We start from the raw sequence: 15398 nt of genomic DNA, 5'->3' as shown, positions 1-15398 counted from the left end.
AATTACAGGCCAATGCCGAAGCTGAGCGCCCGAACGTCCGGCCCTTTTCCAGGTTGGAAAAGCGGACTAATATCATACTTCACAAAAAAGTCGAAGCTTCGAATACCCACTTGAGCCATTACCCCATAACGATAATTGTTGAGGTAAAAATCGAAGTGACGCCGGTCAGTGCTGCCATCTGCTTCTTTTATTTTCCGATAGCTATCAAGCCTATAATTAATGTAACCTCCTACCCCAAAATGACCAACCTTGCGACCACTGCTATTGTAAAATGTTAGCCGTGGCACCACTGGAAGACCAATTGTGCAGACTGTCAGTTTGCTTTTCTGTAATTCACGGCCCGCATCTGGAAATTCGACGGTTGTATTACCTTTTACAACCATATTGTTTCCATCGAACATGAAATTATTCCAGGCTACCTCAACACCATAATACAGTTTCAACGCAGCATAACGACCTGGAATGAGTGTAGGTGTAGCCCCTATTGATAGTGCAACGTACCGAGATCCCAAGGGCAATAAATCATAGTCCGTTTCGGGGAAAGCTGGAGTTGGGCTCTGCTGAATGAAACTATTAAGACCAAAGCTACCGCCTATATCAGGCCCTCGGTTTTCGTGCCGCCTGCGCCTTCTACGTTCTTCTTCCTCCCTGTCACGATCTCGCTGCTTATCGGATTCACTACGTTCGACTGTAACTTTTTCAGTTGTGACTGTGGTAGTGTTATTATCGGTTTTAACGACCAGCACCGTATCTTTCAAAAATCGGTCTCCTCCCTGCGAAATAGCTGTCTGTCCACCCGGAACTGAATCCAGTTTCATGCCCATTTCGCGCACAATCTTGTTGAGATCGTAGTTCGATAGCGCCTGAATACCAGCTTTGTCGGGCGCATAAATAACCAGTCTCGTCCGATTGGCAAATCGAATCACTAATGAATCAGTAGGTCCCAGTGATTTCGCGTGAGCGTTCCATGTCGCAGTACTGATAAGTGTGGCAATTACCACACGCAGTAACGTATTCATTGTTTGGTGGATTTATCTTTCTCTAAACTATGTTTCAGGCCCGTATAAGCCCGACTTAACAAACCTCGGTCTTCACTAGGCTGGTTATCACGTCGGGCAAATATTTCGCCCTCTTTGAAGCGTTTTACCTGATTCCATAAACCACCCGTTTTCGCTGATTTCTCTGGATTCTGATCCGTGTCGGCTATCGATTTTTCTGCGTTGACTTCTTTTACATCCTGACGGGCAGCGGCCAATGCTTCCGGTTCAGCAATCGTTACAACCAGAACCCGCTCAGAAGCAGCTATTGGTTTTACAGTTCTTTCAGGAGACGCAATCTGACCAGAATTCATCGGATCAATTTGTGCTACGTTCGGACGTGCGTTTTCTATAGTTGGATGTGACTGCGTTGATTCTATCTTCGCTAAAACAGGTTCGCTACGTTCGGGAGCCCCCACCGATTTCTGTTCATGTATAGGCTGCGTTGTTAGTTTGCTACGTTTACTTGGCGTTTTGGCTACCAACTGCGTTTGTTCATTGGCTAACGTAGCAGGTTGGGCAGACGTAGCATCGTCAGATGACGATTGCTTTGTCAGAACTTCGGTCGCTGGATTTACGGGATTTTTGGGACGCGTTGTTTGCGATTTATTGACTGCTACGTTGGGGCCGCCAGAAATTGCTTTATCGCTATTTGGCCAGTAACGCCAGCCCAGAGTACAAACCAGTACCAAACAAGCGGCTGCCGATACGTAGCGTTGCATTGCCGGATTTCTCCAGAAAACAAGCCTGGTTTCTGCCGTCTGCTGGCCCATACGCGCCTGTAAACGCTCGAAACCATCAGCGCTAGGTCTCAGCGACATATCACCCAGTTTTCGGGCAAACAAGTCGTCAATGGGCTGTTTTTCGGTATGTTTTTTCATAGTAGTCAGACCGGTATTCCGGCTCCTGTTCTAATTTCTTTAAGTTCGTCTGCAACAGTGTCCGTGCCCGGCTTAACTGCGATTTGGATGTCCCTTCCGAAATACCCAGCATTTCGGCAATCTCAGCATGGGCGTATCCTTCAATAGCGTATAGGTTAAATATGGTACGATAACCGTCGGGCAATTGATTCACCATACGTAGCAAATCGTTTTCATTTAGTGCGGCATCGGCCCATTCATAATCGGGTTCGGGTGTCGTTTCATCAATCGGAATTTCCTGACGCCATTGTCTATTCCGGCGTAGAAACATTAATGATTCTGTTACCATGATCCGGCGAATCCAGCCCTCAAAACTCCCCTGCTCCCGAAACTGCTCAATTTTTTCGAACACCCGCATGAACCCATCCAGCATCACTTCTTCGGCATCGGCACGATTGGCGCAATAACGCGTACATACCGCCAGCATTTTTCCCGCAAATCGTTCATAAACAACCTTATGGGCGCGACTTTCGCCACGCTTCAAGGCAGTAATCAACTGCGCTTCGGTTGTAAAAAACGGTATAAGTCGGAGCATAGGTATACTTAAATGAGTAATGTATACTGATTAATGAATAATTGCCTGCTCATAGAACATTGATCATTATTCATTTTACATTATTCATTTATTTCGTTCAGGTTCACTACTAAGATGCAAGTTAGAACGTAGCAGGTTGCATCTGGTGTAATTTTTTGTCCGGCAATTTTCTTGCCCAATAAAAAAGGGCTTGTTACAGCCCTTTCACATATTTAATACCTGCTACGTAATGCAACCAGATTACGCGCGAAATTCGAAAGTTAACAGGGGCAATTAAGATCATGAGTGGTGCAACAACAGCGGCATAAACCCATCCTTCGGGATCGCCCGCCCAATAAAATAGCAGGAAACCAACTACCAAAGCAACGCCACCAGAAATTGCATAGCTAACATACATGGCACCAATAAAATAACCGGGTTCGACTTCGTAACGTAGTCCGCAATGCGGACAATGTTCATACATTTCGTCGAATCCTTTGGGTGTGTAAAAGGGCCTTTTAAAAATTTTCCCTTTCCTACACCTGGGACATAGCCCGTTTAACGCGGCCTGCAATCTCGATACGTCGCCCATATTCTTGTTTGCTATGACGATACCACAAATAGCCAATTGATGCAACGATCAGATAAGGGATTAGTAGCAGATACAGAATACCAAAATTTAAATCCGACGCCACAACGCTACGTCCGTTACTTATCGTACTCTCGACAGTACTCCGGCACATGGCACACTGCGCCATTACGTCAGGCGTAACAGCCATCAACAGAACAATCATCAACCACACTTGCCAACGTTTCATTTTCTTATAAGTTAATGAATATAATACGGTTTTATCATCAGGTACACGATTACGCCTGTAATGCTAACGTAAAGCCAGATTGGAAACGCGTATTTTACGGTCTGTTTATGTTTTAAAATTTGTCCACTCAACGCAAAATACACGGCTCGTAGCACGAACCAAACCACAACGACCGATAACACAATATGCGATATCAGGAGGAAATAGTAAACCGGACGTATCCAGCCCTCTCCTCCAAACGGAGTCGATTCGTTTGTTAAATGGTAAAGAACGTAACACACTAAAAAAACAGAACCTAATGCAAAAGCGGCTAACATTGTTCGCTTATGGGCCACTACGTTCTTTTGTTTGATGAAGTAAAAGCCTAATAGAAGCAAAATAGAGGTAATTGAATTAATCACACCGTTTATGTGCGGCAGGTACGTTGTCCATTCCCCCAAGTCCACCTTCCGACGGATACCCAGCAGCACAGCTACGGCAATCGGAATGGCTAAAGCCAGCCCATTAATGACCCGATTCGCTTTCTGCTCCTGAGCGGCTTCTACTACGTCCATTTGCTTATTCTTTTTTGTAAATATCTAGCAAGACACGAATCTCAAGTACTAAACGATCAACATTTTCTTTGTCAGTCCCATCATAGAACCCTCTGACAATCCCTTCTTTATCTACTAAAACCAACTTTTCACTGTGAATAAAAGTTTCGTCGGGTTTGCCTTCCTTCACGCCCGCATCGACAGTTGGTAAATAATATCCATGCATGGCAAGTTCATAAATAGCGTCTTTGCTACCCGTTAGAAAATACCATTTACCAGGTATCGCTTCGTATTTCCTCGCGTAGGCTTTAAGCTTTTCAGGCCGGTCGTGTTCAGGATCAACGGTATGCGATAGGAAAATTACATCAGGGTTATTTCGAAAAATGTCCTGTACGCGTGTCAGTTGGGATGACATACGGGGGCAAATAGTCCCGCAGCGAGTGAAGAAGAAGTCTGCTACGTATATTTTCCCTTTTACAATCGATTCATTGACCGATTTAGCGTCCTGATCAATAAGGCTAAAAGGTGGTATACGGTTATAAATTGTATCTATTACTACGTTTCCGTTGGCCAATTTAACTTTACCCAGTAATGGTTCACCTTTGGCTGAGTCAATTTTGGGCAAGTAGCGTGGTAGTACGTAGTGATTTTGCGTACCAAAGCGAAGAAATAGATACAGTAAAGCCGGGATCAGCAACGTAGCGAGCAGAATCCCGGCCTTTCCAGATGTCGTCATGTATTAACCAAAAACCGAAGTACCAATTGAACCACCTTCGGCCAGTAATGCAACCAGTAACCAAACAATAAAGACAATTGGGATAACAATTGCCCAGATTAGGCTTTTTACTTCATGTTTTAAGTGCATGAATTCGCCAACAATATAGAAGGCTTTCACTAACGTCATTATGACGAAAATTGAAGTCCGCATTCCACCCGCTTTCATAAGATAAGCAAGTGTAAATTCGATCATCGTAATACCTAATAGTATCCAAAAGGTCCGCCAAATAATACCTGTATTGGCAGGTGGGATTTCACCTACTTCGTGTGTACCGTGTGTGTGATCAGACATGGTAAAAATCGGTTATTAAACTAGATAGAAGAACGTAAAGACGAATACCCAAACCAGATCAACAAAGTGCCAGTAAAGACCAACTTTCTCAACCATTTCGTAATGCCCACGACGAGCGTACAGGCCGGTGGCAGCTCTGTAGAAAATCAGGATATTTAAAACAACGCCACTAAAAACGTGTGTTCCGTGGAAACCCGTGATGAAAAAAAACAGGTCGGCAAAAGCTGGTGGTCCGTACTGATTTTCGACGAGATTAGCGCCAAAAATGGTACGTTGGATCGTTTGCCCATTTATAATTTCGCTGATCGTAGTACCAGTTTCTGTACCATGAATAAAGTGGCTCCACTCCCAAGCCTGGCTTCCCAGGAAGGTAAAACCGCCCAGAATTGTCCAGAGCATATATTTTTCTACATCTGCCTGATCCATCCGGTGTCCAGCTTCTACGGCCAATACCATGGTGACGCTACTAAAAATCAGAATAAAGGTCATGATACCCACGAAAATCAGTGGGGCATGTACGCCATGCAGAAATGGCAACGCTGCATACACCATTTCGGGGGTTGGCCAGTACAAGTTCGAAAACTTAAATACTTCACCATAAATAGCGGGGTCCCAGGCTGGGTAGCTATAGCGAATTAAGCCATACGTGACCAGCAACGCTGAGAAAGTGAATGTATCCGAAATCAGGAAGAACCACATCATCAGCTTGCCGTAGCTCACTTTCATGGGTTCGACACCGCCCATCCAGATCTTTTTATCAAAAACTGCGTCTGAATCGGTCGTCAGGGTATCGTGGGTTACACTAGCCGCCATGCGTCTAAAAGATTATCAATGAAAATAGACTAAAAAGAAAAACAAATACAACCATAAAATGTCTAAAAAATGCCAGTAAGTAGCGGCAATTTCTATCTGATTCAGGCTTTTTGCGTGGATTTTTAAACGGAAAGCTGCGATCAACGCTACTATCAGCACGATTAATCCCGAAATCAAATGGAAGCCGTGTAATCCTGTAAAAATATACATGAACGAACCGGCGGGATTGCCAACGAAAAACACATTTTCATTGACTAAATCGACCCAGCCCTGAAACTGCATATACAGGAAGATGACTCCGAGTACAAAAGTAATAGTTATCGCAATCTTCAGGCTGCCAAAATTGTCTTTTTTTGCAGCCAGGTACGCCCAATGCATAGTCACACTACTAATTACCAGAACAACTGAGCTGTAACTAAAGATTGTCGGAATGTCATATTCCAGCCAGTTACCTTCGGCTCTACGTACCAAATAGGCACTGGTCATTGCCGCAAAGAGCATAATAATACTCACAATGAATAACCATAAAATGAATTTACGGGGGTTCATCGAGAGAGTTTCCTCTGGCTCTTCTACAATTGAAATATTGTTTACTAATTCGTTCATGTTTTGTTGTTATACTTTATCGAGCAGGTAAACGATCTGCACAATTGGTAAATAGAGCAATGATCCAAACATCATTTGCAGGGCCGCCTTGTCTGTGCAGGTTCTCATCAAATGGAACGTTTGCGCCAGAAACAAGATTCCCCCAATCATAGCTACCAGGGCTGAATTAATACCTGTCATTCCCAACAGGTAAGGTAGCCAACCAACGGGAATCAAAAACAACGTATAAATCATGATACGGAAGGCCGTTTCAGTTGTCTTTCCATTTCCAGGCATCATCTGAATACCCGCTTTTTTGTACTCATCAAATGCCAGCCAACCTATTGCCCAAAAGTGCGGAAACTGCCAGAAAAACTGAATAGCGAATAAAATACCTGGAGCCCAGCCAAAGTGGTTCGTAGCCGCAACCCAGCCAATCATTGGAGGAAAAGCTCCGGGCAATGCCCCAACAAATACAGCAATTTGCCCCTTACGCTTTAAGGGTGTATAAACAAACCCGTATAATAGTAAGGAAAGTACCGCAAGCGCAGCCGTCCGAATGTTAAAAAATTGAACGTAGAGGTAGCAGGCAATACTGAATAAGAGAAAAGCGAAAATGGTTGCTTCCCGAACGCTCAGGCGGCCAGTTGGTAAAGGACGTACCGCAGTACGTTTCATAACTTTGTCCGACTCTTTTTCAATAATTTGGTTGATAATGTTGGCGGCACCCGTAATGAAAATTGAAGCAATTGTAAGTACAGCTATTTTCCACCAACTGATTTGATCGACCGCCAGGCAATAACCGAACACGCCGGAAAAGACAACCGCCAGCGTCAGTTTCAGTTTCAATAATTCAATATATGCTTTAGCTTTTTCGGCTCGAATAGCTATTGCAGTTACTTTTTCCATACTAAATTTCGACAAGTCGAGATTTTGTTGATGTTGTTCTTGGAACAATGAGCGCTGGATTGAGTACCAACCAACCTGCAAACTGCCCTCCTATCAATAAAATAGCCAATAATAAGTGAATAGGTTGTGTTATGGCAGGCACTGCCAGATAAGCCATAATCACACCGACACCTATTTCAATAGCTACAATTGCAATCAATCCATTAGCCAGCCCTGTCAACCATTCACTGTTACGTAGCTTCCGCAGTTGATAAATAACTACTCCATGAAAAGCTAATATGATCAGCGAAAATGATCGGTGTACGTAAAAGCTTCCTTGTAAATTGGCAATCCAGTTATTCCGCTGTTCGTAACCCAACCGTTTCACTACGTCGTCGAGTGTACTACGTACCTGCGTACCGAGGACTATCTGGATAATAGTTATCACCATTATAAAAACCAGTAACCAACGTAACGTCGCCGTTTTTTCTACTTCAATCCCCGATTGTAAACGCGAGCCCCTTGAACGTACTAATGCAAAAATTAGGGCGAATACAACTGCTATGGCTAATAACATATGTAGCGTTATCATGTATTGAGCCAGTTCAGTAGCTACTACCTTTGAACCGAGCCAGCCGTTTAGGCCAATAAGGACGAATGCGGTGAAACTGCCCCAAAATACAGTCCGATCTTTGCGGAGATACGTAGTGGATGCCAGCAACGTACCAAAAACGAAAAAACCGGATAAAACGCCTAACAGTCGGTTAACGTATTCTATCCAGGTTTTTACGGCATTGAACTCTATTTCTCCTTTCAATTTTGACCCGTAAATCTCCCGATAGTCCGTTGGTAATTGTGAGATTTCGGTTGGTGGAACCCAGCGACCAAAACATGTAGGCCAGTCAGGACACCCCATTCCAGAACCCGTACTTCTGACTATACCCCCTGCAAGAATTAATAGATAAACAGTAAGTATAGTCAGAAATGCCAGCTTTTGGAACCGTCGTTCCTGTCGATTAATGGGGCTGGTTGAATTGGTCATTCAGATACTGTGCCTCAATTTCTTTCTCCATACCGATCAGCTCATTTTCATGTGGCAGATTCGATTCTGGAGTTTGCGAGAAAGGCACATTTTGTGGAATGAAATCATCCTTTGCACCTGGCTTGCTGTAGTCATATGCCCAACGATAAACAGGCGGAATTTCACCAACCCAGTTACCATGTCCAGGATTGATTGGGGCTGTCCATTCCAACGTATTGGATTTCCACGGATTTTGAGGTGCTTTACGTCCTTTGATTAAGCTATAAACAAAGTTGTAAATGAATATCCATTGCGCTGCAAATGTAAAAATGGCGGCAAGGCTAATAAAAGCATTCATATCAGCGAAGATATTCTTCGTGAAATCGTAGCTAGTAAAGGCGTAGTAGCGACGTGGGAATCCGGCAATACCAATGTAATGCATCGGGAAGAACACCAGATAGATACCAATAAATGTCATCCAGAAGTGAACGTATCCCAATTTCTCATTCAACATCCGCCCGAACATTTTAGGGAACCAGTGATAAACACCTGCTAATAGCCCGAATGCCGATGCAGCTCCCATTACAAGGTGGAAGTGAGCTACCACAAAATACGTATCGTGCAACTGAATATCTAGGGCCGAGTTTCCTAAGATAAGACCGGTTAATCCGCCTGAGATAAAGAATGATACCAATCCTATCGAGAATAACATCGCAGGAGTAAATCGAATATTACCGCGCCACAGTGTCGTGATGTAGTTAAACGCTTTTACAGCTGATGGAACAGCAATAATCAACGTTAGGAACATGAATATTGACCCCAGAAATGGATTCATCCCTGTTACGAACATGTGATGTGCCCATACAATGAAAGCAAGGAACGCAATACCCATCATGGATGCAATCATGGCACGATAACCGAAGATAGGCTTACGGGAGTTAGTCGCGATGATTTCTGAAGTCATGCCCAATGCTGGCAGCAATACGATATACACTTCAGGGTGTCCTAAGAACCAGAATAAGTGCTGGAACAAAATAGGGCTACCACCTACGTTTGGCAGGGCTTCTCCTTTAATATAGATTTCCGATAAATAAAAGCTGGTACCGAAGCTGCGATCAAAAATTAACAGTAAGGCTGCCGACAGAAGTACAGGGAAAGAAATCAATCCAAGTACAGCTGTTAGGAAGAAAGCCCAGATTGTCAATGGCAACTTACTGAATGACATACCGCGTGTCCGCAGGTTAATAACTGTAGTGATATAGTTTATACCACCCAGCAACTGCGATACAATAAATAATGCCATACTGATTAGCCAGAGGGTCATACCAAATTCAGACCCTTTGTGCGCTTGTGGAAGTGCGCTTAGTGGAGGATAAATAACCCACCCACCCGAAGCAGGACCTGTTTCAATAAATAATGACCACAGCATCAGCATACTGGCGATGAAGAAGAACCAGTAAGAAAGCATATTCAGAAAACCAGACGCCATATCCCGTGCACCGACCTGAAGCGGGATCAGGAAGTTAGAGAACGTACCGCTTAATCCGGCTGTCAACACGAAGAATACCATGATGGTACCGTGCATAGTTACGAGCGCCAGATAGAAATCGGGATCTAGTTTACCAGTTTCGTCAATCCAGCCACCAAGAATCGGGCGCAGGAAATCAAGCTTCATAGCAGGGAATCCTAATTGAAGCCGGAACATTACAGACAAGCTGATACCAATTATTGACCAGATAATACCAGAAATAAGGTATTGTTTAGCAATGGTCTTATGGTCTTCCGAAAATATGTATTTGCGCCAAAAACTTTGCGGCTCATGATGGTCATGCTCAGCTGCATGTGCCACAGTCGCCGGATTAGCTGATTCAGTCGCCATAGTATTTGGTTTCTATAAGTTTAAAATTAACGGAGCGTAGCGCTGGCTACTTTTACTCCTTTTGTAATTACTGATGCGGTTACGCTATCAGCCGGTGCCGCCGTTTCTTCTGCTGGCAGGTACTTAGCTGCTTTGGATTTTAAATTAGCTGGGATGCGAGAAGCAAGTTCAGGAACAGCTGAAAGAAGCGGTTTTTGTTCTTTACACCATGCCTGATAAGATGCTTCATCTTCAATAATCAAGCGTATACGCATTGAGAAATGTCCTTGTCCACATACTTCTGTACATGCAATCTCATAACCGAAATTTGGGTTACCGGTTATGTTACGCATTTCATCGGTTGTTTTATCGGCAGTGAACCAGAAACGAGTTGGCATGCCAGGCACAGCGTCCATTTTAACTCGTAGGTGCGGAATGAAAACGCTATGCAATACGTCACGCGCACGGATTTTCAATAAAACAGGCCGTCCTACAGGAATATGGAGTTCTGACGTAGATACATAATCATCGAACGAAGCCTCATCGGTGTAGTCAATTCCGGTTTCGTTATTACTGTCAATGAGTTTGTAATTAAACGCTCCCAACTTATTGTTATCTACACCTGGATATCGAACAATCCAGTTAAATTGTTTACCTACAATTTCGAAAACCTGCGCATCGGCTGGCGCTTCTGACATAATATCACGCCATGCCCGCCAGCCTGTGAATACCATTACAGCCATGACCACGGCTGGAATAACCGTCCAGATCAATTCCAATTTGTGGTTTTCAGGGTAATAAGCAGCTTTACGTCCTTCCTTGTACTGGTAAAGCCAAGCGAAGATAAACAACAGTGCATTTGTAATAACGAATGCAACCGTGATGATGCCCATAGAAAGCCAGAATAGAAAATCGGTCCGACGCCCGTGCGGAGTTGATGCTTCTGGTAGAAAAAACTGCTTAGCATATAAAAACGACCAGACAAAACCGATTATGGACAATACTAAGAAAATCATGAATAAGGCTCCATTAATCCGGTTACTCATTCCAATGTGGCCTTCTTCCACTGGTCCATTAGCGTTCTTCACAACGGTAGCCATCCGGGAAACTACCACTGCAGCTAGTCCTAGAAAAATTACCGATAATAGAATAACTATATAAATCATCGTGCTAGCGGATTATAAATTAAATGTCGTGATGCAGAGTCTCTTCAAGCATTGGGTGATTTTTCGGAATCAGGTTTGCTTTTGCCAACTGCGAGTAGAGAGACCAGACAAATCCAGAAGCAAAAATCAGTATCATGCCAAATTCCATAGGTCCGAAACCACCATGTTCACCTACCGTACCGGGCATAATGTTATTGTAGAAATCAAAGTAGTGACCTACAATGATACACCAAGCTGCTAGTTTCAAAATAATATGCGTCCGTTTCGCATCCCGTGTCATCAGAATCAGGAAAGGGAATACAAAGCAAAGTAGGATGTTTACCAAAAACGGAGTCCTATATATCCCACCATACCCACTAAAACGCTCCCGATAGTAAATGGTTTCTTCAGGTAAGTTAGCGTAGTAAATAAGCATGAACTGGGCAAACCATACATAAGTCCAGAAAATCGTGAACGCAAACATAAATTTGCCAAGATCATGCAGATGGCTTTCATTTACCCATTGCATATAGCCACGCTCCTTCAACATAACGACCGTTAACGTAATAATGGCCAGTCCTGTTACGTGCCAGCTTGCCAATGTATACCAACCAAACATGGTACTAAACCAGTGCGTATCAATAGACATAACAAAATCCCAGGCAGATGTCGACGACGTAACACCAAAGACCAATAGAAAAGCCGTTCCGAACTTGATACTTTTCTCATAGTAATCGGTACCACCGTATAAATCTTCCTGCAATGAAAAATTACGCAGCTTTAACCATAGGAAATACCAGAGGCCAAAATAGGCAATGATACGTCCTACATAGAAAGGCATATTTAAAAATCCTTTTTTGCCATTAATGATAGGATCAAACTCAGGACTTGCCTTGTCATATAGTTCAGGGTGGGTCCAGTGGAAAAGATCATGGCCAGCAATAAAAAAAACGGCTAACACAACCGCACCCATAAATGGCAAATAAGCCGGCATCGCTTCTGACACACGCTTAAACGAAACAGACCAGCCTGCCTGGGCCAGGTAATTATAAGACATGACGAACATGCCTGTAACCGCAGCGCCTGTAAAATAGATAGCATTCAGCCAAACATTAGCCCAAAGTCGGTTAGTCCATTTGTAAGCATGATGTCCACCTTCGTGGGCCTCATGAGCACCAGCCCCATGGGCAGTTGCATGCGCATCATGTCCGTGCGAACCTGCACCTGATGCTAGTAAATACGCGCCAATTGCTACCAGCGCGACTCCGACTCCAAGGCCGATGAAAATTCGACGTTTGGATTCCGCAGTAAATTCAAATTGTTCGTCTAAGGACGGTATTGCGTGAGCCGATGCCATTCTTAATGGTTTTCAGTTTTCAGTTTTTAGTTATCAGTCAGGGAGTTGGATGATTCGCGAACGAAGTCCATACTCCTCAATTCTGAGAACTCAAGATTACCCTTGTTGTAATTTATGCACATACTGTACAATCTTCCATCGGTCTTCAGGTGTGATTTGCGAACCATGTGGCCACATACGCCCTTTACCATGAGTAATCACGTGGAAAATATGCCCATCATTCAATGTTTTTAAGGCATCGGATGAATAGTTAGGTACCCCTTTATACTCCTTGCCAACAGGTCCATCACCTTTACCATCTGCACCATGGCAATGGCTGCAATAACGAGTGTAAAGTAGTTGGCCTTCAGCCATTGATTTCTCCGTCTGTGGAATAGGATTGGTTAATACCCGTTCAGCGATTCCGATACTATCAGCCGGAATATTATAGATCATCAGGTCGGTAGTAGCCGAAGCACCTTCACCAAACTTGGTGTGATAATTTGGACGAGCTACCGTACCGCGAGCTGGTAAGCGCATGTTTAATCCCTGTGGATTGATGGTATTAGGCCTAATCTGGCGATATGGCTCATACCCCACGGCATCATACATCTGTGGTGCATATTCGACACCGGTGTTTTCATGGCCTTTTTTACAGGATGTACCCGCAAACAGTAGTCCGATGAAAGCCAGTGTGGTTATGCTCGTATGTTTAGTAATCATTCTCATTCTTACTATTAGAACTGCTTAACATTTACTTCAGCAGCGCCTGAACTTTTCAGAATCTGCTCAATATCAACCTCACCAATATTATTTTTGCTCAGGTCGATGGCCATTGCAAACTTATTGTCGGTAGTTCGTAAGTCGTACATCAATGGCTTAACGGTTGGTCCCAAGCCATTCGAAACCAGAAAGGTGCCCACCATACCTAAAGCACAGAATAGTACCGTTAATTCGAAAAAAATCGGCACGTAAATAATAGGCGAATAGGAATCTTTACCACCCACGATCATTGGCCAATCAAAACCTTCTGTGTAGAACGTTAGTGATAATGCCGTAATCGTTCCCGACAAAGCGAACATAAAAGCCGCAATACCCAGTCTCGAACGCGGATGTCCAAGTGCTACATCTAGTCCGTGAATCGGGAATGGTGAATAGACTTCGTGAATCCGAACTCCTGCTTTTTTTACATCCTTAACGGCTTGCAATACTACGTCGTCATCATCATAAATGCCGACTAAGAATTTACCGTTGCTATGTGCGTCTGACATACTTTTTACTGGTTCAAATTTTCAGGTTCGGTCGAACCGCCAAGCTGTTCCACCGAAACATTTTTTATTCTACGTCTTTGTTAAACGTCGGATTAGCAACCCGTTCGCCTTTAGCTACACCTGATACAGAAGCAGGTAGTTTTTCGGACGATGATTTGATAATGGTTTTCACTTCGGCCATGTTCACTACCGGCAGGAATTTCGAGAACAGCAGGAACAAAGTGAAGAATAAGCCAAATGAGAAAATGTAATCGCTGATGTCAAACAATGTTGGGTGGAACATAGCCCAGCTCGATGGCAGGTAATCGCGGTGTAGCGACGTAACAATAATTACGAAACGCTCGAACCACATACCGATGTTTACAACAACGGATAGCACAAATGTCCAGACAATGCTCCGACGGATAGCCCGCGACCAGAAAAGCTGTGGCGTAATTACGTTACAGGTCATCATGGCCCAGTATGCCCACCAGTATGGCCCAGTAGCTCGGTTGATAAAGGCATAACTTTCAAATTCAACTCCTGAATACCAGGCAATAAAGAACTCCGTTAAATAGGCTACACCCACGATCGAACCTGTCAACGTAATGACTTTGTTCATCGATTCGATGTGTTCAACAGTGATGTAATCTTCTAGTTTGAACACAACCCGGATAATCAACACCAGGTTTTGTACCATCGCGAAACCGGAGAAGATAGCACCAGCCACGAAGTAGGGGGGGAAGATAGTGGTGTGCCAGCCAGGAATAACCGATGTAGCAAAGTCCATACTTACAATCGTGTGTACAGAAAGTACCAGCGGTGTAGACAGACCAGCCAGAATCAAACTCATGTATTCATAACGAGCCCATGTTTTTGCGGAACCGTTCCAGCCGAGTGAGAAAGCTCCGTACATGTAACGAGATACTTTGCTACGTGCCCGATCGCGGATTGTGGCTAAATCAGGAATAAGACCCATATACCAGAACACCAGCGATACGGTAAAATACGTACTGATGGCAAATACGTCCCAAACCAGTGGAGATTTGAAGTTTACCCAGAGGGAGCCTAACGTATTAGGTAGTGGCAGACACCAGTAAGCTACCCACGGACGTCCAGCGTGCATCATGATAAAGCTGGCGGCACAGATAACGGCAAAAATTGTCATAGCCTCAGCAGCACGGTTAACGGCTGTCCGCCATTTCTGCCGGAACAAAAGGAGAATCGCCGAAATCAGCGTACCAGCGTGCCCGATACCGACCCACCATACGAAGTTGGTAATATCCCAGGCCCAACCAACGGTTTTGTTAAGTCCCCAAACACCCAGACCTTCCCACCATGTCCAGAACAAACAGGCAGTACCGTAAATGAGTACAACTACAGCAATAATAAAGGCAATGGTCCACTCACGAGTAGGGGCACCTTCAACCTGTTTGCTGATATCCTCCGTTACGTCGGCATAGGTTTTACCACCGGTAACGAGAGGAGTTCTTACAGCTGATGTAACATGCGACATATACTTACTGTATTTACGATTTGCGATGCACGATTTACGAACTATAAAATTACGACAGCTTTACTACGTAATCCTTATATCGTAAGTCGTATTTT

At 44.0% G+C, this 15398-nt stretch carries 18 protein-coding genes; all 18 read right to left on the bottom strand.

What is annotated here, in order from left to right; genetic code table 11:
* Positions 1-2: 2 nt before the first annotated feature.
* The 18 genes from IC229_RS03500 to nrfD all read right to left on the bottom strand — a co-directional run bounded on the left by IC229_RS03500 (position 3) and on the right by nrfD (position 15303).
* Positions 3-1019 (bottom strand): hypothetical protein, encoded by a 1017-nt coding sequence (locus tag IC229_RS03500; RefSeq protein ID WP_190885539.1) that lies wholly within the window; start codon positions 1017-1019, stop codon positions 3-5.
* Positions 1016-1918 carry a hypothetical protein gene (locus tag IC229_RS03495; protein WP_190885538.1) on the bottom strand — a complete coding sequence of 301 codons (903 nt, stop codon included), beginning with the start codon at positions 1916-1918 and terminating at the stop codon, positions 1016-1018. Before IC229_RS03495 ends, IC229_RS03500 begins: the two co-directional genes overlap by 4 nt.
* Positions 1887-2492: an RNA polymerase sigma factor gene (locus IC229_RS03490; protein ID WP_190885537.1), complete on the bottom strand. Its 606-nt coding sequence runs from the start codon at positions 2490-2492 to the stop codon at positions 1887-1889. Before IC229_RS03490 ends, IC229_RS03495 begins: the two co-directional genes overlap by 32 nt.
* A gap of 193 nt (positions 2493-2685) precedes the next feature.
* Positions 2686-2955 (bottom strand): DUF983 domain-containing protein, encoded by a 270-nt coding sequence (locus IC229_RS03485; protein ID WP_223833837.1) that lies wholly within the window; start codon positions 2953-2955, stop codon positions 2686-2688.
* Between the two features lie 52 nt (positions 2956-3007).
* The gene (locus IC229_RS03480) at positions 3008-3289 is read right to left on the bottom strand and encodes a hypothetical protein (protein WP_190885535.1); all 282 of its coding nucleotides are present in this window, start codon (positions 3287-3289) and stop codon (positions 3008-3010) included.
* Between the two features lie 11 nt (positions 3290-3300).
* The gene (locus IC229_RS03475; protein WP_190885534.1) at positions 3301-3843 is read right to left on the bottom strand and encodes a DUF420 domain-containing protein; all 543 of its coding nucleotides are present in this window, start codon (positions 3841-3843) and stop codon (positions 3301-3303) included.
* A 4-nt stretch (positions 3844-3847) separates the two neighbouring features.
* Complete coding sequence (locus IC229_RS03470) at positions 3848-4558, bottom strand: SCO family protein (RefSeq protein ID WP_190885533.1); 711 nt, start codon at positions 4556-4558, stop codon at positions 3848-3850.
* A gap of 3 nt (positions 4559-4561) precedes the next feature.
* Positions 4562-4891 (bottom strand): cytochrome C oxidase subunit IV family protein, encoded by a 330-nt coding sequence (locus tag IC229_RS03465; protein WP_190885532.1) that lies wholly within the window; start codon positions 4889-4891, stop codon positions 4562-4564.
* A 15-nt stretch (positions 4892-4906) separates the two neighbouring features.
* Positions 4907-5704, bottom strand: coding sequence for a cytochrome c oxidase subunit 3 (locus tag IC229_RS03460; protein ID WP_190885531.1), 798 nt, complete (start codon positions 5702-5704; stop codon positions 4907-4909).
* A gap of 15 nt (positions 5705-5719) precedes the next feature.
* Positions 5720-6310 (bottom strand): cytochrome c oxidase subunit 3, encoded by a 591-nt coding sequence (locus IC229_RS03455; RefSeq protein ID WP_190885530.1) that lies wholly within the window; start codon positions 6308-6310, stop codon positions 5720-5722.
* Between the two features lie 9 nt (positions 6311-6319).
* The gene (cyoE, locus tag IC229_RS03450; protein WP_190885529.1) at positions 6320-7198 is read right to left on the bottom strand and encodes a heme o synthase; all 879 of its coding nucleotides are present in this window, start codon (positions 7196-7198) and stop codon (positions 6320-6322) included.
* A gap of 1 nt (position 7199) precedes the next feature.
* Complete coding sequence (locus IC229_RS03445; RefSeq protein WP_190885528.1) at positions 7200-8219, bottom strand: COX15/CtaA family protein; 1020 nt, start codon at positions 8217-8219, stop codon at positions 7200-7202.
* Positions 8194-10077 (bottom strand): cytochrome c oxidase subunit I, encoded by a 1884-nt coding sequence (locus IC229_RS03440; RefSeq protein WP_190885527.1) that lies wholly within the window; start codon positions 10075-10077, stop codon positions 8194-8196. The genes IC229_RS03445 and IC229_RS03440 overlap by 26 nt, the downstream gene beginning before the upstream one ends.
* A 26-nt stretch (positions 10078-10103) precedes the next feature.
* Positions 10104-11222, bottom strand: coding sequence for a cytochrome c oxidase subunit II (locus tag IC229_RS03435; RefSeq protein ID WP_190885526.1), 1119 nt, complete (start codon positions 11220-11222; stop codon positions 10104-10106).
* 19 nt (positions 11223-11241) lie between these two features.
* Positions 11242-12558, bottom strand: a complete 1317-nt coding sequence (locus IC229_RS03430; RefSeq protein ID WP_190885525.1) for a quinol:cytochrome C oxidoreductase — start codon at positions 12556-12558, stop codon at positions 11242-11244.
* 96 nt (positions 12559-12654) lie between these two features.
* Complete coding sequence (locus IC229_RS03425; protein ID WP_190885524.1) at positions 12655-13260, bottom strand: c-type cytochrome; 606 nt, start codon at positions 13258-13260, stop codon at positions 12655-12657.
* A gap of 14 nt (positions 13261-13274) precedes the next feature.
* Positions 13275-13808, bottom strand: a complete 534-nt coding sequence (locus tag IC229_RS03420; RefSeq protein WP_190885523.1) for a DUF3341 domain-containing protein — start codon at positions 13806-13808, stop codon at positions 13275-13277.
* 64 nt (positions 13809-13872) lie between these two features.
* Entirely contained in the window at positions 13873-15303 is a 1431-nt protein-coding gene (nrfD, locus tag IC229_RS03415) for an NrfD/PsrC family molybdoenzyme membrane anchor subunit (RefSeq protein ID WP_190885522.1), read from the bottom strand.
* Between the last annotated feature and the right edge of the window lie 95 nt (positions 15304-15398).

The organism is Spirosoma profusum, assembly GCF_014699005.1.
Classification (GTDB): Bacteria; Bacteroidota; Bacteroidia; order Cytophagales; family Spirosomataceae; genus Spirosoma; species Spirosoma profusum.
This window is presented reverse-complemented; position numbering and strand designations above follow the sequence as displayed.